Origin of the sequence: Streptacidiphilus alkalitolerans (assembly GCF_042511045.1) — a bacterium.
Taxonomy (GTDB): Bacteria; Actinomycetota; Actinomycetes; order Streptomycetales; family Streptomycetaceae; genus Streptacidiphilus; species Streptacidiphilus alkalitolerans.
In genome coordinates, this window is record NZ_JBHEZX010000009.1 from 56,243 (window position 1) to 75,816 (window position 19,574).

Sequence of the window (19,574 nt, forward strand, 5' to 3'; positions counted from 1 at the left end):
TGTCGGATTGTCTGGTGAGAGAGGTGGCTTGTGGTCACGACCGCGGGATCGGTTTCGGGCGGGCTGGTCGAGGTGTTCAAGGCCCTCGGCAACCCTGCCCGTTTGCAGATCATGGCGTGGCTGAAGGATCCCGACCAGTACTTCGGCGCGTATGCGCCGCTCGCGGACCGCCACTTGGTGGGCGTGTGCGTGACGCACATTCAGGCGAAGTCGGGCCTCGCCCAGTCGACCGTCTCCAGCTACATGAGCACGCTGGAACGGGCGGGGCTGGTGCGCTCCACCCGCGTGGGCAAGTGGACCCACTACCGGCGGGACGAGGAGCGGCTGGCGGAGCTGGCGTGGGCGATCGGCCACATCATCTGACGACCACATCACCCGAATGGTCTGATTGACGAATCGCAATATGTCGATATGATGCTCTCATGTCGAAGCCTGATGCTGCGCGCACTGCGCTGATCGTTCACGCTCACCCCGAGCCCCAGTCATTCAGCACCGCCCAGATGCTCACGGCGGCCGGGGCCCTGCGCGACGCCGGCTACACCGTCGATGTCCTCGACCTCTACGCCGAGAACTGGCCTCCCGCGCTGGACCGTGACGACTTCACCTCAACGGACGGCTACTTCAAACCACAGGCCGAGCAGCAGCGCGCGGCCGAGGAGGGGACGCTCGCCCCTCGCGTGCAGGAGCACCTCGATCGCCTGCTCACCGCCGACCTGCTGGTGTTCTCCTTCCCGATGTGGTGGTTCTCGATCCCCGCGATCCTCAAGGGGTGGGTGGACCAGGTCTTCGTCATGGGCGCGGTCTTCGGCGGCGACTACGGCCTGTTCGACAAGGCCGCGCTGGCCGGGAAGCAGGCGATGCTGCTGCTGACCACGGGCGGTCCGCGCGAGGCGTTCCAGTCCGGCGGGACCCTCGGGCCGCTGAACGACTTCCTCTTCCACATCCACCGCGGCATGTTCGAGTTCGTCGGCTACCAGGTCCTCGACCCGGTGGTCACCTACGGCCCGGCCCGGATGACCGACGAGCAGCGGACGGAAGCCCTGGAGGCGGTCCGGGAGTCGGTCGCACTCGTCGCGGGGGACTCGCAGCTCACCGTCCACTGACGACGGGCCGTGGCCATGGGTCAGAGGTGGGCCGTGGCCTCATGGTGGCCCAGCAGTTCATTGCAGAGAATGCACTGCATCGCGTTCTGCGGACTGCGCGGATCCCCCTTGCGGACCGGCTTGCCGCAGACGCACACGGCATCGTGCGGAGCCTCCCGGGTTCCGGCGAACGCGGGGAAACAGGTCGTGCAGATGATGTGGCGCAACCGGTCTCCGGGGTCGGTGCTCTGCGACTCCTCACGGGCCGTGTCCTTCCTGACGGGAGAGCCGAAGCCGGTGCGCGGCGCGGTCGTGTCCATCGGATTCCTTACCGTCGTCGCCGATCGTGCGGCGAGTTGCGCCCGGAGGGCAGGGCCCTTCTCCGCTACCCCCTACCAGGCTGCGCATGTCCACTGCCACGGGCATGGGCGGGGTCAGTGGTGCGTGGAACGCTGGGAACGGGTAGGCGCTGCCAGTGAGCGAGAGAGCGAGAGAAGGGGAGGGCTGCCAAGACCATGGGCGAAGCGTCGATCAGGGCAATGGGGTGGGCACGGTCCTTTCCCGCCAGCAGCGGTGTCCGGGCCGGGCGGCGCTGGGCACTGGAGCACTTGGAGCAGCTCGGTTGGACCACGCAGGCACCGGAGACTGTTGACGATGTGCTGCTGACGGTCAGTGAGTTGATCACCAATGCCCATGTCCATGCGCACAGTGACGCGCAGGTCGTGCTGACCTGGGACCGGGAGTGCCTTCACGTCAGTGTCAGCGACTCCTCCACCGACCTGCCCGCACCCCGGACGGCCGATCCCGACAGCGTTTCCGGGCGAGGAATGGCCATCGTCGACGCCCTGGCCGACGATTGGGAGGCCCGTCCGCAGGCGCGCGGCAAGACGATCAGGGCCTGCTTCCATCCGCCCGGCTCGCAGCTCCCGCATCCGCGGTGACCTGGCCCGGAGGAACTAGGCTGGGGGCTCGCTGTTCGTACCGTGGGAGATGCCGTGGATGTCGACTTGCGCAAGCTGCGGTACTTCGTGGCGGTGGCTGAGGAGTCGCACTTCGGACGGGCGGCCGAGCGGCTGCACATCACCCAGCCGGTGCTGTCCCGGCAGATCCGCGCGCTGGAGGGCGAACTCGGCGCGCAGTTGTTCAGCAGGGGCAAGCAGTCCACCGAGCTGACCGGGGCCGGCCGTCAGCTGCTGGAGGACGCCCGGCCCCTGCTGGCCTCCGCCCAGGCGCTCGGACGGCGGGTGCAGCGGGCCGCACGCGGGGCGTCCGTGTTCACGGTCGGGTTCATGCCCGGGATCACCGTGACCCGCGCCGTGCGGGAGTTCACCGCCAGGCACCCCGAGCTGGATCTGCAGGTGGTGCGCACCTCCTGGGACACCCAGGTCCGGGCGGTGCACGAGGGGGTGCTGGACGTCAGCTTTGTGCGGTTGCCGGTCGACCACCGCGGGCTGACGCTGCGCCCGGTGTTCCGCGAGCCGCGCGTCGCGGTGCTGCCCGCGCACCACCGCTTGGCGGGCAAGCAGTCCCTCGGCATCGCGGACCTGGCCGCCGAGCGTCTGCTGCAGGACCCCGACGCGGTGCCCGAGTGGCGCGACCTCCCGGACCGGCGGGTCGACGGGGAGGACGCCGGCCCGGTGGCCGCCTTCCGCAGTGTGGAGGAGAAGCTGGAGCATGTGGCGCTCTCCGGGGGCGTGCTGGTCCTGCCGTTGTCGACGGCGACCTACTACACCCGTACCGATGTCGTCCATGTGGCCATCGACGACATCGGCCCCAATGAGGTGTGTGTGGCCTGGAGCGCCGACCGGAACTCCCCGCTGCTGCCCGAATTCGCCGAGATCGCCGCGATCGCCGTCACCCAGGGCTGATGCCCGCAGGGCATCAGCCCTGACAGAAGAGGTCTTGGACGTCCGCCCCGGCGGGGCCGCAGGGTGGAGGGGCGGCGGAGTTCGATCCCCGTCGCATCGACCGTTGAAGGGATGATGAGGGCGATGAAGGTCTTTGTGACAGGCGGCTCCGGATACATCGGCCGTTCCACCATCCGGGCGCTGACCCGGCGCGGTTTCGAGGTGACGGCGCTGGCGCGCAGCGAGCGGTCCGCACGCACCGTGGCTGAGCTGGGGGCCACCCCGGTCGCGGGTTCGCTGACCGACTACGACGTGCTGCGGGACGCCGCCGGCCGGGCCGACGGGGTGATCCACCTCGGAGTGGACTACGCCGAGGACACCGCGGACGTGGACCGCGCCGCGGCCGAGGCGATGCAGGACGGCGCCGGCAGCCGTCCGTATGTGCATACCGGTGGTGTGTGGGTGTACGGCGACACGGACGGGGTCGTGGACGAGGACGCGCCGCGCAACCCGCCCGGCATCACCGCCTGGCGGCTGGACAACGAGAAGCGGGTGCTCGACCGGGCGGCCACCGGGGAACACCCCGTGCTGGTGATGCCCGGGCTGGTCTACGGCCACGGCGGCGGGCTCGCGCAGGCGTTCTTGGTGGAGCCGGGGCGCGCCGCCGGCGCGGTCCCCTGCATCGGGGACGGCTCCGCCCACTGGGCGCTGGTGCACGTGGACGACATCGCCGAGTTGTATGTGCTGGCCCTGAACGCCCCGGCCGGCTCCAGCTACGCCGGGGTCGGCGGACAGAACCTCCCGCTGGCGGACATCACCCTGGCGCTCAGCCGCGCCGCCGGATGCCCGGGCAGCATCGACTCGCTGACGCTGGACCAGGCGGTGCAGCGGATGGGCCCGATCGCCGAGGCGTTCGCGCTCGACCAGCAGTTCAGCGGCGCCCGGGCCCGGCGCGAACTCGGCTGGACGCCCGCACAGCGCGACGCGCTCGCCGAACTCGCCCAGGCCTGAACCACCCGCCCCCGCTGATAGGTTGCCTCGATGAGGGAGCACCTGCCCGAGGGCGGCACCGAGTTGTCACCGACCGAGATCGAGGCCCTCGGCGCCCGGTGGTCCTCCTGCTGGGCCCCGGGCGAGATCGCAAGCCGCCTGGCCGGCGTGGCCACGCCCTGGTGCGTGGCCGCCGGCTGGGCGCTGGACCTGTTCCGCGGCACGCAGACCCGCGAGCACGGGGACATCGAGATAGCGATCCCGGCCGCGGACTTCCCCGAGGTGCGCGACCGCTTCCCCGGATACGTCTTCGACGGGGCAGGCGGCGGCCGGATCTGGGAGGACGCCGCACCGGAGGTGCTGGCGGCGGTGCACCAGACCTGGCTGCGCGATCCGGCCACCGGCGACTACCTGGTCGACGTGTTCCGCGAACCGCATGACGGCGACACCTGGATCTGCCGCCACAATGAGGCGATCCGGCTGCCCTACCGCGCCATCATCCACCGTACCGGTGACGGGATCCCTTACCTGGCACCCGAATTGGTCCTGCTGTTCAAGGCCAAGCACGCCCGGGAGAAGGACCGGGCGGACTTCGACGCCACCGTCCCGCTGCTCAGCCCGGCTCAGCGCGGGACCCTGGCCGAGCTGATCGCCCGTACCTACCCGGGGCATCCCTGGCTCGCGGCCCTGTGAGCACCCGTGCGGCGGTCAGCCCAGGCGGAACTGCTGGGCCGCGGTGCTGTTGCAGTCGTAGAGCTGCAGCGGATCGCCGGACAGCCCGGCGCCGTTGCGATCGTCCAGGCAGCGGCCGGAGGCGGGGTTGAGCACGGACCCGTCGGCCCGGGTGACCCAGGTCTGCGCGCCGGTGCCGTTGCAGTCCCACAGTTGCACGGCGGTGCCGTTGCCGGTCGCGCCGCCCGCCGCGTCCAGGCACTTGCCGAAGTCGCGCAGGGTCTGGTCGCCCGGCGCCGACCAGCGCTGGGCGTCGGTCCCGTTGCAGCCGGCCAGTTGGACCGGGGTGGCCGAGGCGGGGTCGGCGTTGGCCACGTCCACGCACAGTCCGGCCGGTCCGGTGATCTGACCCGGTGGCAGCTTCCAGAGTTGCGCCGCGGAGCCGTTGCAGTCGTAGAGCTGCAACTGCACCGCGCCCGGTGTGGTGTTGGCGTTCGGGACGTCCAGGCAGCGGCCCGAGGCCGGGTTGACCAGGGCGCCGTTGGACCGGTGGGACCAGCTCTGGGCCGCCGAGCCGACGCAGCCGGCGATGCCGACGGCGGTGTTGTCGGCGGTCCCGCCGCCGCTGACGGTCAGACACTTCCCGAGGACCCCAACGGAGTTGTCGCTCTGGTAGGAGACCTGCTGGGCGGCGCTGTGGTTGCAGCCCCACAACTGGACGGCCGTGCCGTCGGCGGTGAGGCCGCCCCGCACGTCCAGGCACAGGCCGCCGTCGCCGAGGACCTCGCCCGAGGCCGGGTTGGCGGTGGCGCTGCCGGACAGGGTGACGGTGTGCGCGGATGACAGCGGCAGTGCCCCGGTGGTCACGGTGACGGTCCGTCGGTTCACGTTCCAGGACCAGGCCGTCTCCGGCACCTGGACGCCGTCCACCAGCACCGCGGTGGGGGCCGCCGAGTTCGACAGCCGCAGGGTGTAGCCGCGGGCGGTCGGGGCGCCGCTCCAACTGCCGCTCTGTGCGCCCACGGTGAGCGTACGGGTGGCGTCGTTCCAGGCCAGCGGGGCGGAGCTGGACTGCCCGCTCTGGTAGCCGGTGCCCTCGCCGGCGTCCTGGTAGAGCGAGAAGCTGCCGTTCGCCCCGGCCGCGACGTTCACGGTCAGCTGGGTCAGCGGGCGCTGCGCCTGGTTGTCCACGTAGTCGGTCCTGGTCGGCAGGATGCCGCCGGCCTTGACCAGCACCGGCAGTTGCGACAGCGGGTCGGTGATGGTGACCGTCGTCGGGCCGGTGTAGCTGCGGCCGGTGAAGTAGTCGGTCCAGGTGCCCGGCGGCACCCAGACCGAGGCCGAGCCGTTGCCCGAGGCGTCGTCGGGCGAGGTGATCGGCGCGACCAGCACATTGTCCCCGTACAGGTACTCGCCGGTGGCGGTGTACGCGGCGGCCTCGGCCGGGTAGTCCAGGTACAGCGGCTGGACGATCGGCACGCCGGTGCTGTGGACCTGCTGCGCCAGGGTGTAGGTGTAGGGGACCAGGGACTCGCGCAGCCGCAGCGAGGACTCGGCGCTGGCTGCCGCCGCGCCGGTGTAGTTCCACGGCAGCCGGTCGCCGTGGTCCGAGTGCAGCCGGTCCACCGGCTGGAACACCCCGAGTTGGAGCCATCGCGCGTAGAGGTCGTCGGGGAGGTGGCCGCCGTGGAAGCTGCCGATGTCGTCGCTGATGTTGGACAGGCCGGCCGCGGCCTCGTCCGGGGTGAAGCGCGCCTCGAAGGCCAGCATGTCCCAGGTGGCCGGGGTGTCCCCGGTGAACTGCATCGAGTTGCGCCGCTCGGACCAGGGGCCGATGGCGTAGTTGCTGTCGTCGCCGCCCTGCTCGGAGCCGCCGATCCGGGCGAAGGAGAAGCCGCGCAGGCCCTTGGCCGCGGCGTCGTCGGCGTACGCCTGGTTGATCAGGTTGTCGGGCGCGACCTGCGGGTCGGAGGCGGTGGAACCGCCGCAGTTGGTGCAGTAGTCCAGCCACCATTCGCGGACGCCCTGCTGTTCGAAGGGCTGGTGCAGCGCGAAGTAGGAGGCCAGTTGGGCGGGCTTGGACCAGTCGAAGGCGTAGGTGCTGCCGCCGTCCGGCAGCAGGCCGCCGGCCTGGCTGTCGGCCGCGGCGAACTTGGGGTCGGCGCTGTCGATGGTGGGGTGGATGTTGAGGGCGAGGGAGAGCCCCTGCTGCTTGGTCCAGTCGACGAAGGACTGCGGGTCGGGGAACAGCGCCGGGTTCCAGTTCCACCCGTTCCACTGGGAGGGCGACTTCCAGTCGGTGTCGGTGACCAGCCAGTCGATCGGGGTGTTGCTGCTGCGGAAGGCCGGGAGCAGGGTGTTCTCGTAGTCGGCGGTCGAGTAGGCGTAGTAGCGCGAGTACCAGACGCCGTAGGCGGACTCGGGCAGCAGCGCGGTGCCGCCGGTGAGTGTGTTGAGGTCGGCCAGGCCCTGCTTGTAGTTCTGGCCGTAGCCGAAGAAGTAGCCGTCCTGGTAGGGCTGGCCGCCGTGCGGGGGACGGTCGGTGACGGTGTGTCCGGTGCTGCCGCCGGTGCCGCTGCCGGTGCTGGTGAGCAGCGCGGTGCGGGTGTCGTCCAGCAGGTACCAGCCGTCCCGGTCCAGGATGCCCGGGTGCTCCGGGACCGGCAGGGTCTCCGGGTTGTCCAGGGTCCGCGACCAGCCGCCGAGGGTGTCGGTCGGACCGGCCCCGTACCCGGTGCTGGTGAGCGCGGTGGACGCGGCCGGGTAGGCGGTGGTGGACACCGGGGTGACCGCGAGGCTGTCGATGTTGACCTTGCCGGTGTCACCGGCGTTCTGCAGCAGGCCGACGGTATTGCTGCCCGCCGTCAGGTTCACCGTGACCGAGGCGGTGGACCAGGCGTTCCAGGAGGAGGTGACGGGCAGGCTGAGGGCGGGTCCGGCCGCGCCGTTGACCCGGGTGGACAGGCTGCCGGTGCTGCCGTTGGCGTTGGAGTAGCGCACCGACAGCCGGTAGCTGCCGGTGGCCGGGACCTGGGAGACGTCCTGCGACACGCCGCTGCCGGTGCCCTGGAACCCGGCGACAAAGCCCGTGCCGGTGTGCCCGGTGTGGTCGTAGGCCGTCGCCGCCAAGCCGCTGAACAGGCCGTTCTCCGCCTCGCAGGCGTTGCCGACGGTGCAGAAGGAGGGGAACGACGGCGCGGCCTGGACGCTGCTGCCGGCCAGGGTGACGGAGACGTTGGCCGAGGTGAACGGCCCGCTGCCCTGGCGGTAGCGCAGCGTCAGTCCGCTGGTGCGGATCTCGCGGTAGCCGTCCGCGCTGACGTCGGTGCTGAAGGCGGGCACCGGGAAGGCGCGGTTGACGGCGGTGAAGGTGGTCCCGTCCTGGAACGCGCCGTCGCCGGCGTACTCCAGCCGGACCAGGGTCGGACTGAGCACCTCGAAACGGGCGTTGCCGTCGGTCACCACATTGCTCGCGGCCTGGGCGGGTGGCGCTGACGCCAGTCCGGTCGCCGCCAGGGTGAGCAGCAGCGCCAGACAGCTTCCGGCCGAGAGCGCCGACGAACGGCGGGACAACCGGGACAACCGGGGGATCCAGGGGAGCCGACCTAGCCGCATGGGTCCTCCGAACGGGCGGGAGCGGAGCGTGCCTGACCACAGGCCGTCAGTGTGTTGTCATGTCCCTTTAAGTGTCAATGCCCCGAACAGAAGGAACAGAAGCGAACACGCTCATGCCGGCGCGGGGCGACTCGTGGCCAGGAGGTGGCGCCATGCCGCCCGGCGGGCCGACCAAGGCGGCTACCCGGCGGCAGACTTGACCCATGACCACTTCGGATCCCAAAGCCGACCTTCGGTTCTATCTGCAGTCCGCCCGCGATGCCCTGCTGTGGAAGCTCGAAGGGCTCTCGGAGTACGACATCCGCCGCCCGCTGACGCCGACCGGCACCAATCTGCTGGGGCTGGTGAAGCATGTGGCCGGGGTGGAGCTGGGCTACCTCGGTGACACCTTCGGCAGGCCGTCCGGCGAGACCCTGCCGTGGCTGGAGGACGGCGGGGAGCTCAACTCGGACATGTGGGCCACCGCCGCCGAGTCGCGGGAGCACATCGTCGAGCTCTACCGCCGGGCGTGGGCGCACGCGGACGCGACCGTCGACGCGCTGGAGCTGGACGCGGTCGGCCGGGTGCCGTGGTGGCCGAGCGGCGGGGACGAGGTGACGCTGCATCACGCCGTCGTCCGCGTGATCGCTGATACGCACCGGCACGCCGGCCACGCCGACATCGTCCGCGAGCTGATCGACGGCGCCGTGGGGATGAACGAGGGCAATGACAGCATGGCGCCCGGCGACGCGGCCTGGTGGGAGACCTATCGGGGCGAACTGGAACGCGTGGCCCGGCAGGCCGACCTCGACGGCGGGTGACTGCGCAGGGCGCTGGCGATTTTCCGTTGGAAGCTGTCACTCCGGCCACTGGGGTGCGTGGGAGCGTCCGGTTGCTGTACGCCGGCGGGTCGGCCTCCGGCGGAGCGGTGGGCGTGGAACTGGTGTCCGCCGAGGGTCCGCGTGAGGTGGTCAGCGGGACCGGCGGCTGATCCTGGTCCCCGGGGAGGAGGTCCCGCTCGACTCCCTCGCCCTCGACGGAGACCGGCTCAGCTGGAACCAGGCCGTCACCAAGCCCCTGCGGCTGAACCTGGCCTTCGCCGTGACGGTCGACGGCGGCACCCTGACCGGCACCTCCAGGGCCGGACGCCTGCCCGCCGCCAACCTGAGGACATCGCCCAGCAGTGCGGGGTGAGCACACGCACGCTGCTGCGGCGCGTCCGTGAGCAGGTCCGGCAGGCGCAGTTCCTGCTGGGGACCACGGCGCACCCGGTCGACCGGATCGCCGGTGTGAGCCCCCGGGCCTACCGGGACGCCGTCCAGTAGCCGGACGCCGACCGACAAGTTTTCTTGTCTTGACAAATTTTATGGTCGGTCCGATCCTGGAGTGGTGCTGGATATCGCTGTGATCGAAGAACCCGCCGCGGCCGAGTCGTCCCTGGACCCCATACGTTCCCGGATCCTCGCCGCCCTGGCCGCGCCCGGCTCGGCCGCCATGCTGGCCCTCCGCCTGGGGCTTCCCCGGCAGAAGGTCAACTACCACCTCAAGGAGCTGGAGCGGCACGAGCTGGTCGAGCTCGCCGAGGAACGACGCAGGGGCAATGTCACCGAACGGGTGTACCGCGCCACTGCCGCCTCCTACGTGATCTCGCCCACCGCCCTGGCCGCTGTCAGGCCCGACCCCTCCCGCTCGCCCGACCAGCTCTCCGCCGGCTGGCTGCTGGCCCTCGGCGCCCGGCTGGTGCAGGAGGTCGGAACGCTGCTGACCGGGGCCTCCAGGGCTGGGCGAAGGGTGGCCAGCTTCGGCATCGACGCCGAGGTCCGCTTCGCCACGGCGGCCGACCGGACGGCCTTCGCCGAGGAACTGTCCCAGACCGTGGCAGCCCTGGTGGGCCGCTACCACGACGAGGCCGCCCCCGGCGGCAGGAGCCACCGCCTGGTCGTCGGGCTCCACCAGATCCCCGCCGCGAAGCCGATCCCCGCCGCGGAGCCCACGGGGGCGCAGCCGGCCGAATCCGAATCCGATGCAGGACAGGAGAACTGACGATGACGCACCCGTTCGAGATCGAGCAGAGGGTGACCCTGCCGGGGAGTCCGGAGCAGGTCTGGGAGGCGATCGCGACCGGACCGGGGATCGACTCCTGGTTCATGGGGCGCAACGAGGTCGAGCCGCGCGAGGGCGGCGTCGCCGCCATGGACACCGGCGGCCACCGGGAGGAGGCGGTGATCACCGGTTACGAGCCGGGCAAACGCCTCGCCACCCGCACCGCCACCGCCGGCGACGGGCGGTTCATGGCCTTCGAGTACCTGATCGAGGGTCGGGACGGCGGCAGCACCGTGCTCCGTGTCGTCCACAGCGGCCTGCTCGGCGACGACTGGCAGGACGAGTACGACGCCCTGCGCCGCGGCTGGCCGTTCCACCTCCACACGCTCCGCGAGTACCTGGCCCACTTCCCGGCACGCACCGCTGTGCCCGTCTTCGGCTTCGCACCGTCGGCGGACAGGACGGCGCAGCAGACCAGGGCGGCCCTCAACCGCGGGCTGTCGCTGTCGGCCTCGCCCGCGGTGGGGGACCGGGCGCAGGCCGAGCCGGCGGGTCTGCCGCCGCTGGACGGCGAGGTGGTCTGGGCCGACGACGAACGCGTCGGGATCCGCACCGCCGACGGGCTCTACAGCTTCCACCACGGCTCCGGCACCGCACTGATGTTCCACCACCTGTTCGGTCCGGACCCGGACGGAGCCGAGGCCGCCTGGCAGCAGTGGCTGACCGGCGTCCTGGCCTGACCCGAACCACCCACACCGCACAGCAACTCCACACCGCACAGCAACTACAGACCCGAGGAAACCACCATGCGTACTCTGATCAGCTCCGCCTTCATCTCGCTCGACGGCGTCGTGGAGGCCCCGGGCGGCGAGCCCGGCTACCGCAACTCCGGATGGACCTTCAAGGACGTCCCGTTCCTCCCCGAGGCATTCGACATCAAGGGGCGGGAGCAGGAGGAGTCCACCGCGATCCTGATCGGCCGGGTCAGCTACGAGGCGTTCAGCCCGGTGTGGCCGGACATGGCCGAGTTCGCCCATTACCGGACCCTGCCGAAGTACGTCGTCTCCACCACCCTCGGCGACGACAAGCTCGTCGCCAACTGGGGCGAGACCACCATCCTGCGCTCCCTCGACGAGGTCGCCGCCCTCAAGGAGACCGAGGGCGGGCCGATCATCGTCCACGGCAGCGTCGCCCTCAACCACGGCCTCGCCGACGCCGGCCTGGTCGACCGCTACCACCTTCTCGTGTACCCGCTGCTGCTCGGCGCGGGCAAGCGGCTGTTTCCGGCCACCGACAAGGACACCCAGAAGCTGGAGCTGGTCGAGCACGCCGTGTACGCCAACGGCCTGCAGCTGAACGTCCTCGACGTGGTCCGCTGAGCCGTACCCGGACGGCGGCCCCCGGACGCCCCGTCAGGAGGGTTGGATCGAGCGGTAGTACTGGACCTTCCCCCTGAGGTGCAGCTGCTGGGCGCGGAGCAGCGCGATCTGCTCCTCGATGCCCCTGTCGTGGTCCTCCAGCAGGGCTATCCGCTCGGTCAGCGAGTGCGGCTCCTCGCTCCGGGCCAGCTCGGCGTAGCGGCGCATGTCCGCGATGGGCATCCCGGTGTCGCGCAGGCAGCGCAGGATGCCCAGCCACTGGAGGTCCTGCTCGGTGAAGCGCCGGTGCCCGCTGGGGGCGCGCTCCACGGTGTCGAGCAGGCCGATGCGTTCGTAGTAGCGCAGGGTGTCCAGGCTGAAGCCGGATCGTTCGGCGGCCTGGGCCGGGGTCAGGTGGTGCGTCGCGGAAGCGGTCATGGGAGGCATTCTGGCCGCTGCTTGACCTGGAGCGCGCTCCAGTTGTGAGCATCGTGGTGTCGCGTACGGCGGCACCGGCACCACGGTCGCGAGGAATCGCGGGCACACATCGCGATGAACGCGAAGAAGAGGACACCCATGCGCTACCGCACCCTTGGCTCCCGTCGGATCTCCGTTCTCTGCCTGGGCACGCTGCCCTTCGGCTCGGCCGTCGACGACGGGACGTCCTTCGCCCTGCTCGACCGGTTCGTCGAACGCGGGGGCACCTTCGTGGACACGGCCAACTGCTACTGCTTCTGGCGCGAGGGCAGTGACGGCGGCGACAGCGAGCGCCTGCTCGGGCGCTGGCTGAAGGCACGCGGCAACCGTGAGGAGATGGTGCTGGCGACCAAGCTCGGGGCGCTCCCGGCCGGAGCGGGCGAGTGGCCGGCCAACCGCGAGGGGTTGTCCGCGCGGACGGTGTCCGACGCCGTGCGCGGCAGCCTGAACCGGCTCGGCACGGACCGGGTGGACCTGCTGTACGGGCACGTGGACGATCCGCGTACCGCGCTGGAGGAGACCGTCGGCGCCTTTGCCGGGCTGGTCCGGGAGGGCCTGACCGAGCAGGTCGGCATGAGCAACCAGGGCCGGGAGCGCTTCGCCGCCTCCCGGGAGCTGGCCCGGCTGGCCGGTTTCCCCGGCTACGCCGCGCTGCAGCAGCGGCACAGCTACCTGCGGCCCGCGCCGGAGGCCGACTTCGACTACCAGGTGGCGCTGGACGAACCGATGCTCGACTACGTCCGCAGCCAGCCGGAGGTCACCGTCCTCGCCTACGCCGCGCTGCTGAACGGCGCCTACGCGCAGCGGGGGAGGGCGGTGCCGGCCGAGTACGAACACGCGGGTGCGGCGCGGTCGCTGACGGCGCTGGCCGAGGTGGCGGCGGAGACCGGTGCCACGCCCAACCAGGTGGTCTACGCCTGGATGCTGGGTGGTGACGTGGCTGTCGTCCCGCTGGTCGGGGTCAGCAGCCTCGCGCAGTTGGACGAGGCGCTGGACGCGGTCGAACTGGACCTGACCGCCGATCAGCGCGCACGACTGGACGCCGCCCGCTGAGCCGTAGGGTGGGGCGGGTGAGCCTCAATGAGAATCCTGCGGGCACGGCCCGGTTGATGTGGACGCTGTTCGAGCCCCTGCACGCGGTGACCTACTTCGCGCCGCAGGCGCGCGGCGCGTTCGAGCAGGTCGGCCTGCGCGGGTTCTGGCGGGGGTACTTCGCCGGACGGGCCGCACCGCTCGGTCCGGTCGGACCGGCTCCGGTGTTCGCCGCGTTCTACGGTTTCACCCGCCCGATGGTCGAGCGGGCGCTGCCGTCGGTGTGGGCGCTGGCCGAGCCGCAGCAGGTGCTGGACGCCCGTGCCGCCGGCGCCGGGGCCGCGCTGCGGGAACTGCTCGGGACCGCCGCGGCCGACGGGGCCGAGGTCGCCGAGGCGGCGCGGCTGTGCCGGACGGCCGCCGAGGCGGTCGAGGTGACCGGCCGGGTGCTCGCGGCGGCGAACGCCGCGCTGCCCTGGCCGGAGGACCCCCTGGCTGTGCTCTGGCACGCGGCGACCGTGCTGCGCGAGCACCGGGGCGACGGGCATGTCGCGGCCCTGCTGGTGGCCGGCCTGGACGGATGCGAGAGCCTGGTGTGGCGCGCGGCCGTGGACAACGAACGGCGGCTGCTGCAACCCGCTCGCGGCTGGTCCGACCAGGAGTGGGAGGCCGCCGAGGCCCGGCTGACGGCACGCGGCTGGCTGCACCCCGACGGCGGTCCCACCGACCTCGCCACCACCGCGCGGGAAGAGATCGAGGCGCGGACGGACGCGCTGGCCGCCGGCCCGTGGGAGGCGCTGGGCAGCGCGGGCGTGGCCCGGCTGGTCACCCTGCTGCGGCCGATCGCCCACGCGGCGGCCAAGGCGCTGCCCTTCCCCAACCCCATCGGACTGTCGCAGGCGTAGTTTCGAGACAGGAGGATCGCCATGACTGAGCTCAAGCCCGTGCGGACGAAGAACCTCGACGCCCAGTACGGCACCGTGACGCTGGAATGGGACCGGGTGGAAGCGGTGGTCGCCGCCTTCCGGGCCGGCCCCGGTCGTTCCTGGTTCCTGGGCACCGTGCGGCCGGACGGTCGCCCGCACGCGGCCGGGATCGGACACGTCTGGCACCAGGGGGCGATCTTCTTCACCACGCACCCCGAGGCGCAGAAGACCCGCAACCTGCTCGCGGATCCGCGCTGCACGGTCTCCGCCGGCCTGCCCGCCTGGGACTTCGTCTTCGAGGGCGAGGCCGTCCGGGAACGGGACCAGGTTCTGCTGGCCGCGGTCACCGCCAAGTACCGCGAGATCGGCTGGCCCGCGGAGGCGCAGGGCGACGTGGTGGCCGCTCCGTACAGCGCGCCGAGCGCCGGGGCCGGGCCCTGGCACCTGTACCGGATGACGGTGCACACGGTGGTCGCCACCGCGATGGAGGAGCCGAACGGTGTGACCAAGTGGTGGTTCCGCTGAGGGAGTCGAAGCCGGGGACGGCGTAGGGCTCAGTCCGCGTGGCGGCGACGGTAGGCGCGGGTCTTGTTGCGGTTCCCGCAGGCCTCCATCGAGCACCAGCGACCGCCGCCGTTGCGTGAGGTGTCGTAGAAGGCCCAGCGGCAGTCCGTCGAGGAGCAGAGCTTCAGGCGGCTCCAGCCGCCGCCGGCCACGTTCGACGCGACCGTCTCGACGATGGCGTCGAGGCCGGCCGTGCCGCTGGTGGCGGCGAGGCGCAGTCGGCCGGACGAGTCCGGCGCCAGCCGCAGCGGGAAGGCGGCGAGCGCCTGCGCGGTCTTCGCGCCGTCGCCGTCGTCGATGAGCGCCGCCCGCAGGCCGTCCCGCAGGGCGACGGCGGCGGTCAGGTCGGCCGGACCCAGTTCCTGCCCCGCGGTGACCAGGCCGTGCGCCTCGAGCCACCCGGACAGCGCCTGCACCGAGGTCAACCCGTCATGGCCGGTGTGACGCTCACCGTGCCAGCTGAAGGTCCGCTCGTCGAGCGTGTTGAGGAACTGCTCGACCACGACCAAATCCACGGTCACATCCACGATTCCATCATTCACGACACCAGTGTATCCCGAAGCTGGTGTTGACAATTTTCGACACCGGCTATAGCTTTTAGTGGTGTCGAAAACCTGGCAGACCCCGAAGACAGATACCCGCCCCCTGATCGCGGTGCCCGACGCCGCCCTCGACGACCTGCGAGCCCGTCTGCGCGGGACGCGATGGGCGGAACCGTGGCCCGTCGCCGAGTGGCAGGCGGGCACCGACCCCGAGGAGCTGCGGCGGCTGGTCGCGTACTGGGCCGACGGCTACGACTGGCGCCGGCACGAGGCCGCCGTCAACGCGCTGCCGTCCCGGTTCGCCGACATCGACGGCAGCACCGTGCACTACCTGCGCTTCGACGCCGAACGCGACGATGCGCTGCCGCTGGTGCTGACCAACGGCTGGCCGAGCTCGTTCTACGAGCTGGTCGAACTGGCGCGGAGGCTCTCCACGCCGTCGCGTTACGGCGGCGACCCGCGGGACGCCTTCACCGTGATCGTGCCGTCCCTGCCCGGGTTCACCTTCTCCGCCCGGCCCGCGAGCCTGGAGCACACGCTGCCCACGCACGAACTGTGGCACCGGCTCATGCACGACGAGCTCGGCTTCGACCACTACGGCGCGCACGGCGGCGACCTCGGTTCGGGGATCACCGCGCGGCTCGGCCAGGCCCACCCCGAGTGCGTCGTCGGGATCCACCTGCTGGACGTCCTGGGCACACCGCCCGACGCCGCCGCCGAGCTGAGCGACGAGGAGCGGGCCTACCTGGGCGGGTTCGGCGCCTGGGCCCAGACCGAGGGGGCGTACGCCCACCAGCAGCGCACCCGTCCGCTCACCCTGGCCCAGGGGCTGAGCGACTCGCCGGCGGGCCTGCTCGGCTGGATGGTGGAGAAGTACCGGGCCTGGAGCGACTGCGGCGGCGATCTCTCCACCCGGTTCACCGACGACTTCCTGCTCACCCAGGCGTCGCTGTACTGGTTCACCAACACCATCTCGACGTCGTTCATCCCGTACTACGCGTCCGGCCAGGGGCTCGTGCCCAAGGTGGAACGGGTGGAGGTGCCGACCGCGTTCGCGCTGTTCCCCGCCGACCTCGGCGTCGTCGCGCCCCGCGGCTTCGTGGAGCGCACCTACCACCTCGCCCGGTACACGACCATGCCGCGCGGTGGGCATTTCCCCGCCCACGAGGAGCCCGAACTGCTGGCCGCCGACCTCACCGCCTTCTTCCGGGAGCTCCGTGTCGCTGCTTGACGGAGTTACTTATACGAAGCACAATCATTGTTATGACTACAACTAAAGTGCTTCTGATCGGGGCGTCGCGCGGTCTGGGTCTCGCGCTGGCCCGGGAGTGGGCGCGGGACGGCCGACATGTCGTGGCCACCGTGCGCGGCTCGGGCCGCACCCCGCTGCACGACCTCGCCGACGCTGACGCCGGCTCGGACGGTGGGCCGGAGCCCGGGCGGATCGAGATCGAGACCGTGGACGTCACCGAGCCCGCGCAGGTCACGGCGCTGCGCGACCGCCTCGCGGACCGGACGTTCGACCTGCTGTTTGTGAACGCCGGTGTCACCAACCAGCCCGAGGGCACCGTGGCCGAGACCTCGACCGAGGAGTTCACCCGGGTCATGGTCACCAACGCGCTCAGCCCGCTGCGCGTCATCGAGACCCTGCAGGACCTCGTCGCACCCGGGGGCACCATCGGGGTGATGTCCTCGGGGCAGGGCAGCGTGGCCAACAACGAACGCGGCGGCCACGAGGTGTACCGGGGCAGCAAGGCCGCGCTCAACACCTTCATGCGCAGCTACGCGGCGCGGCACGAGGGCGAGCGCCGCGCCCTGGTGCTGATGGCCCCGGGCTGGGTGAGCACCGACCTCGGCGGTCCGGGCGCCCGGCTCAGCATCGACGAGAGCATCCCCAACGTCGTCAGGACACTTGACGCACTCCGGGACAAGCCCGGTCTGCACTACGTCGACTACCTCGGCCGGACCGTGGCCTGGTGAACGCGGCCCAGCAGCAGGCATGGGCGCTGATGCAGCGGTTCGTCGAAGCCCACAGCCGTCGGGGCGAACTCGCCGAGGCGCTCGGATTCCGACTCGGCGGCGGCCGGGGAAAGGTCCTCTTCCAACTCCGCGACGGACCGGCGACCCTGGTCCAACTCGCGCAGGCCAACGGCGTGGACGCCCCCTACGCCACCCTGATCGTCGACAAGTTGGAAGCCCACGGCCTGGTCGAACGCCGTCCGCACCCCGACGACCGCCGACGCAAACTGGTCACCCTCACCCCCGCCGGACACCGGGCCATCGCGACCGCCGACGCCATCCTGCTGCGCCCGCCCCCGGCGATGGCCGCCCTCCCGCCCGAGGACCTCGGCCGGCTCACCGCCCTCCTCGCCCGCCTCCTCGACGCGGACGCAGCTGGGCAGGACTAGCCGCGCTCGGAGGGGGTGCCGGGGGAGATGAGGCCGGTCTCGTAGGCCAGGACGACGGCCTGGACGCGGTCGCGCAGACCGAGTTTGGAGAGGATGCGGGCCACATGGGTCTTCACCGTGGTCGCGCTGAGGGTGAGGCGCTCGGCCAGTTCGGCGTTGCTCAGGCCGGTGGCCAGCAGGCGCAGCACCTCCAGTTCCCGGGGCGTCAGTTCGGAGAGGCCGCGGTGCACGGTGGACCTGGCCTCGTCACGCGGGGCGAAGCGCTCGATCAGTCGGCGGGTGATGGTGGGGGCGAGCAGGGCGTCGCCGGAGCGGACCACCCGCACCGAGGCCACCAGGTGCTCCGGGGTGACGTCCTTGAGCAGGAAGCCGCTGGCACCGGCGGTGAGGGCCGCGTAGACGTAGTGGTCCAGGTCGTAGGTGGTGAGAATGAGGACCTTGGTGCCGCCCGCGCCCTCGGTGCCGGCCGTGCTGTTCGCCATGATCTGCCGGGTGGCCTCCAGACCGTCCAGTTCCGGCATCCGGATGTCCATCAGCACCACGTCCGGCTTGGTGCGGCGGACGGCGGCGACGGCGTCCGCGCCGTTGACCGCTTCGGCGACGACCTCGATGCCGTCGGCGGCGAGGATCATCCGGAAGCCGGTGCGGACCAGCGCCTGGTCGTCGGCGATGACGGCGCGCAGGGGCGGTTGACTCACGTGGTGCTCCAGGGGATTCGGGCCATGATGCGGTAGCCGCCGCCGATCGTACGCCCCGCGTCGAGCGTCCCGCCGTAGACGGCCAGGCGTTCGCGCAGGCCGAGCAGGCCGCGGCTGTTGCCGGACAGGGAGTGGACCGCCGGGGTGCCGCCGGTGTCGACGACCTCGATGGTCAGCGCCTGCTCGTCGTGGTCGATGGTGATGGCCGAGGCGGCCCCCGCGGCGTGCTTGATGGTGTTGGTCAGCGCCTCCTGGACCACCCGATAGGCCGTCAGATCCACTCCGGAGAGCAGGGGTTCGGGCGGCAGCGACAGCGACAGCGTGACCGGCAGCCCGGCGCCCCGCACCCGCTGCACCAGGGCGGTGAGCTGGCCGAGACCCGGCTGTGGTTCGAGTTCGTCGGACGAGGGGCGGCCGTTGGCCGGCTCCCGGCTCCCGCCCGTTCCCGAGACTGCCAACAGGCCCATCACATGCCGGAGTTCGGCCATCGCGGCGCGCCCGCCGGCCTCGACCGCGAGCAGGGCCTCCTTGGCCAGCTCCGGCGAACTGTCCAACACCGTTCGCGCGGCCCCGGCCTGAATGACCATCACACTCACATTGTGGGTGACCACATCGTGCAGCTCGCTCGCGATCCGTGAGCGCTCCTCCTCGACCGCGCGGCGCATCGCTGCCGCCTGTTCCTCCTGCAGTTCGGTGAAGCGCAGCCGGGTCGCGGCCAACCGCAGTTGCCAGAACCGTCCGACGCCGCCGAGCAGGCCGAGGACCAGCATCATGACCAGCAGTCCGCGCAGGGTCGGCGTCGCGTTCTGGAAGGTCGTGGTGACCAGCAGCGCCCCCAGCACAAAACTGCCCATCACCGTGGCCGGGTTGCGACCGTGGATCGCGGCGGCGCAGATGGCGAGGCCGCAGGTCAGCACCGCGGCGAAGGTCGGCAGGTAGTAGGCGACCTCGACCGAGACCAGCACCACCCAGAAGGTGGCGAGGGGGAACCTGCGCCGCGCGGACAGGGCCAGCCCGGCCAGGGCGGGGACGACGTAGTCCTTGGCGTCCGGTGCCACCGGGAGCACCGGTGGCCCGAACTGGGCGGGGTCGGGCGGCCGAGGGGCCAGCGGCGGGATGCCCGGCATCGGCGACGCCCTGGGGTCCTGCCAGGCGATCACACTGTGACGCAGCGACAGCAGCACCACGGCCGTCACCAGCAGCGCGAAGATCATGTCGGCCCGCAGCGACCAGCGGGGCAGCACGGGTGACTGCCGTTCGGTGCGGAGCACCGCGCGCACATGTCGGCCCAGCTCGCGCCCTTGCAGTATGTCCATGCCGCCATTCTCGGAGCCGGGCGCC

General features: G+C 71.5%; 23 protein-coding genes and 1 pseudogene. 18 read left to right on the plus strand and 6 right to left on the minus strand.

All coding sequences use genetic code 11. The features are described 5' to 3' along the window. Positions 1-30: 30 nt before the first annotated feature. Complete coding sequence (locus ACEZDG_RS21300; RefSeq protein ID WP_380511972.1) at positions 31-363, plus strand: ArsR/SmtB family transcription factor; 333 nt, start codon at positions 31-33, stop codon at positions 361-363. Positions 364-422: 59 nt separating this feature from the next. Further along, on the plus strand, positions 423-1,103 hold the full coding sequence (locus ACEZDG_RS21305; RefSeq protein ID WP_380511974.1) for an NAD(P)H-dependent oxidoreductase: 681 nt from the start codon (positions 423-425) through the stop codon (positions 1,101-1,103). Positions 1,104-1,123: 20 nt separating this feature from the next. Here the strand turns inward: ACEZDG_RS21305 and ACEZDG_RS21310 are convergent, their stop codons facing one another. Beyond that, positions 1,124-1,402 carry a hypothetical protein gene (locus tag ACEZDG_RS21310; protein WP_380511976.1) on the minus strand — a complete coding sequence of 93 codons (279 nt, stop codon included), beginning with the start codon at positions 1,400-1,402 and terminating at the stop codon, positions 1,124-1,126. Between the two features lie 195 nt (positions 1,403-1,597). On the opposite strand from ACEZDG_RS21310, the gene ACEZDG_RS21315 reads away from it, so the two are divergent. The 4 genes from ACEZDG_RS21315 to ACEZDG_RS21330 all read left to right on the plus strand — a co-directional run bounded on the left by ACEZDG_RS21315 (position 1,598) and on the right by ACEZDG_RS21330 (position 4,612). Beyond that, entirely contained in the window at positions 1,598-2,023 is a 426-nt protein-coding gene (locus ACEZDG_RS21315) for an ATP-binding protein (protein WP_380511978.1), read from the plus strand. Positions 2,024-2,077: 54 nt separating this feature from the next. After that, positions 2,078-2,950 carry a LysR family transcriptional regulator gene (locus ACEZDG_RS21320; RefSeq protein ID WP_380511980.1) on the plus strand — a complete coding sequence of 291 codons (873 nt, stop codon included), beginning with the start codon at positions 2,078-2,080 and terminating at the stop codon, positions 2,948-2,950. Between the two features lie 123 nt (positions 2,951-3,073). Next, positions 3,074-3,940, plus strand: coding sequence for an NAD-dependent epimerase/dehydratase family protein (locus ACEZDG_RS21325; RefSeq protein ID WP_380511982.1), 867 nt, complete (start codon positions 3,074-3,076; stop codon positions 3,938-3,940). A 30-nt stretch (positions 3,941-3,970) separates the two neighbouring features. Then, positions 3,971-4,612 (plus strand): nucleotidyltransferase domain-containing protein, encoded by a 642-nt coding sequence (locus tag ACEZDG_RS21330; RefSeq protein WP_380511984.1) that lies wholly within the window; start codon positions 3,971-3,973, stop codon positions 4,610-4,612. A 15-nt stretch (positions 4,613-4,627) separates the two neighbouring features. Here the strand turns inward: ACEZDG_RS21330 and ACEZDG_RS21335 are convergent, their stop codons facing one another. Then, complete coding sequence (locus ACEZDG_RS21335; RefSeq protein ID WP_380511986.1) at positions 4,628-8,173, minus strand: ricin-type beta-trefoil lectin domain protein; 3,546 nt, start codon at positions 8,171-8,173, stop codon at positions 4,628-4,630. Between the two features lie 236 nt (positions 8,174-8,409). Here ACEZDG_RS21335 and ACEZDG_RS21340 point away from each other — a divergent pair, with 236 nt between their 5' ends. The 6 genes and pseudogenes from ACEZDG_RS21340 to ACEZDG_RS21365 all read left to right on the plus strand — a co-directional run bounded on the left by ACEZDG_RS21340 (position 8,410) and on the right by ACEZDG_RS21365 (position 11,607). Beyond that, positions 8,410-9,006: a DinB family protein gene (locus ACEZDG_RS21340; RefSeq protein WP_380511987.1), complete on the plus strand. Its 597-nt coding sequence runs from the start codon at positions 8,410-8,412 to the stop codon at positions 9,004-9,006. A 181-nt stretch (positions 9,007-9,187) separates the two neighbouring features. Continuing rightward, positions 9,188-9,379: pseudogene (locus ACEZDG_RS21345) on the plus strand (hypothetical protein); the annotation flags it as partial. After that, the gene (locus tag ACEZDG_RS21350; RefSeq protein ID WP_380511989.1) at positions 9,376-9,510 is read left to right on the plus strand and encodes a hypothetical protein; all 135 of its coding nucleotides are present in this window, start codon (positions 9,376-9,378) and stop codon (positions 9,508-9,510) included. The pseudogene ACEZDG_RS21345 and the gene ACEZDG_RS21350, both read left to right, overlap by 4 nt. 64 nt (positions 9,511-9,574) lie before the next feature. Then, positions 9,575-10,228: an ArsR/SmtB family transcription factor gene (locus ACEZDG_RS21355; RefSeq protein WP_380511991.1), complete on the plus strand. Its 654-nt coding sequence runs from the start codon at positions 9,575-9,577 to the stop codon at positions 10,226-10,228. A gap of 2 nt (positions 10,229-10,230) precedes the next feature. Further along, positions 10,231-10,968 (plus strand): SRPBCC family protein, encoded by a 738-nt coding sequence (locus ACEZDG_RS21360; protein ID WP_380511993.1) that lies wholly within the window; start codon positions 10,231-10,233, stop codon positions 10,966-10,968. A gap of 66 nt (positions 10,969-11,034) precedes the next feature. Further along, positions 11,035-11,607 carry a dihydrofolate reductase family protein gene (locus ACEZDG_RS21365; protein ID WP_380511995.1) on the plus strand — a complete coding sequence of 191 codons (573 nt, stop codon included), beginning with the start codon at positions 11,035-11,037 and terminating at the stop codon, positions 11,605-11,607. 33 nt (positions 11,608-11,640) lie between these two features. On the opposite strand, the gene ACEZDG_RS21370 is transcribed toward ACEZDG_RS21365, so the two are convergent. Continuing rightward, positions 11,641-12,024 (minus strand): MerR family transcriptional regulator, encoded by a 384-nt coding sequence (locus tag ACEZDG_RS21370; RefSeq protein ID WP_380511997.1) that lies wholly within the window; start codon positions 12,022-12,024, stop codon positions 11,641-11,643. Positions 12,025-12,162: 138 nt separating this feature from the next. Here ACEZDG_RS21370 and ACEZDG_RS21375 point away from each other — a divergent pair, with 138 nt between their 5' ends. From ACEZDG_RS21375 to ACEZDG_RS21385, 3 genes are read left to right on the plus strand one after another with little or no spacing between them, the layout of a single operon-like run. Next, positions 12,163-13,116: an aldo/keto reductase gene (locus tag ACEZDG_RS21375; RefSeq protein WP_380511999.1), complete on the plus strand. Its 954-nt coding sequence runs from the start codon at positions 12,163-12,165 to the stop codon at positions 13,114-13,116. A 56-nt stretch (positions 13,117-13,172) separates the two neighbouring features. Then, a complete protein-coding gene (locus tag ACEZDG_RS21380) occupies positions 13,173-14,000 on the plus strand; it encodes an SCO6745 family protein (RefSeq protein WP_415860283.1) in 828 nt (275 codons plus the stop codon). Between the two features lie 21 nt (positions 14,001-14,021). After that, positions 14,022-14,546 carry a pyridoxamine 5'-phosphate oxidase family protein gene (locus ACEZDG_RS21385; protein ID WP_380512003.1) on the plus strand — a complete coding sequence of 175 codons (525 nt, stop codon included), beginning with the start codon at positions 14,022-14,024 and terminating at the stop codon, positions 14,544-14,546. Between the two features lie 29 nt (positions 14,547-14,575). Here ACEZDG_RS21385 and ACEZDG_RS21390 read toward each other — a convergent pair whose 3' ends face one another. Then, positions 14,576-15,127 carry a CGNR zinc finger domain-containing protein gene (locus tag ACEZDG_RS21390; RefSeq protein ID WP_380512005.1) on the minus strand — a complete coding sequence of 184 codons (552 nt, stop codon included), beginning with the start codon at positions 15,125-15,127 and terminating at the stop codon, positions 14,576-14,578. 112 nt (positions 15,128-15,239) lie between these two features. Between ACEZDG_RS21390 and ACEZDG_RS21395 the strand changes: the two genes are divergently transcribed. From ACEZDG_RS21395 to ACEZDG_RS21405, 3 genes are read left to right on the plus strand one after another with little or no spacing between them, the layout of a single operon-like run. Next, positions 15,240-16,358, plus strand: a complete 1,119-nt coding sequence (locus ACEZDG_RS21395) for an epoxide hydrolase family protein (protein WP_380512007.1) — start codon at positions 15,240-15,242, stop codon at positions 16,356-16,358. 32 nt (positions 16,359-16,390) lie between these two features. After that, positions 16,391-17,107 (plus strand): SDR family NAD(P)-dependent oxidoreductase, encoded by a 717-nt coding sequence (locus ACEZDG_RS21400; RefSeq protein WP_380512009.1) that lies wholly within the window; start codon positions 16,391-16,393, stop codon positions 17,105-17,107. Beyond that, positions 17,104-17,535, plus strand: coding sequence for a MarR family transcriptional regulator (locus ACEZDG_RS21405; RefSeq protein ID WP_380512011.1), 432 nt, complete (start codon positions 17,104-17,106; stop codon positions 17,533-17,535). The genes ACEZDG_RS21400 and ACEZDG_RS21405 overlap by 4 nt, the downstream gene beginning before the upstream one ends. On the opposite strand, the gene ACEZDG_RS21410 is transcribed toward ACEZDG_RS21405, so the two are convergent. Together ACEZDG_RS21410 and ACEZDG_RS21415 are read right to left on the minus strand one after the other, a co-directional pair. Then, the gene (locus tag ACEZDG_RS21410) at positions 17,532-18,233 is read right to left on the minus strand and encodes a response regulator (RefSeq protein ID WP_380512013.1); all 702 of its coding nucleotides are present in this window, start codon (positions 18,231-18,233) and stop codon (positions 17,532-17,534) included. The genes ACEZDG_RS21405 and ACEZDG_RS21410 overlap by 4 nt on opposite strands. Beyond that, on the minus strand, positions 18,230-19,549 hold the full coding sequence (locus ACEZDG_RS21415) for a sensor histidine kinase (protein WP_380512015.1): 1,320 nt from the start codon (positions 19,547-19,549) through the stop codon (positions 18,230-18,232). The genes ACEZDG_RS21410 and ACEZDG_RS21415 overlap by 4 nt, the downstream gene beginning before the upstream one ends. Positions 19,550-19,574: the final 25 nt, after the last annotated feature.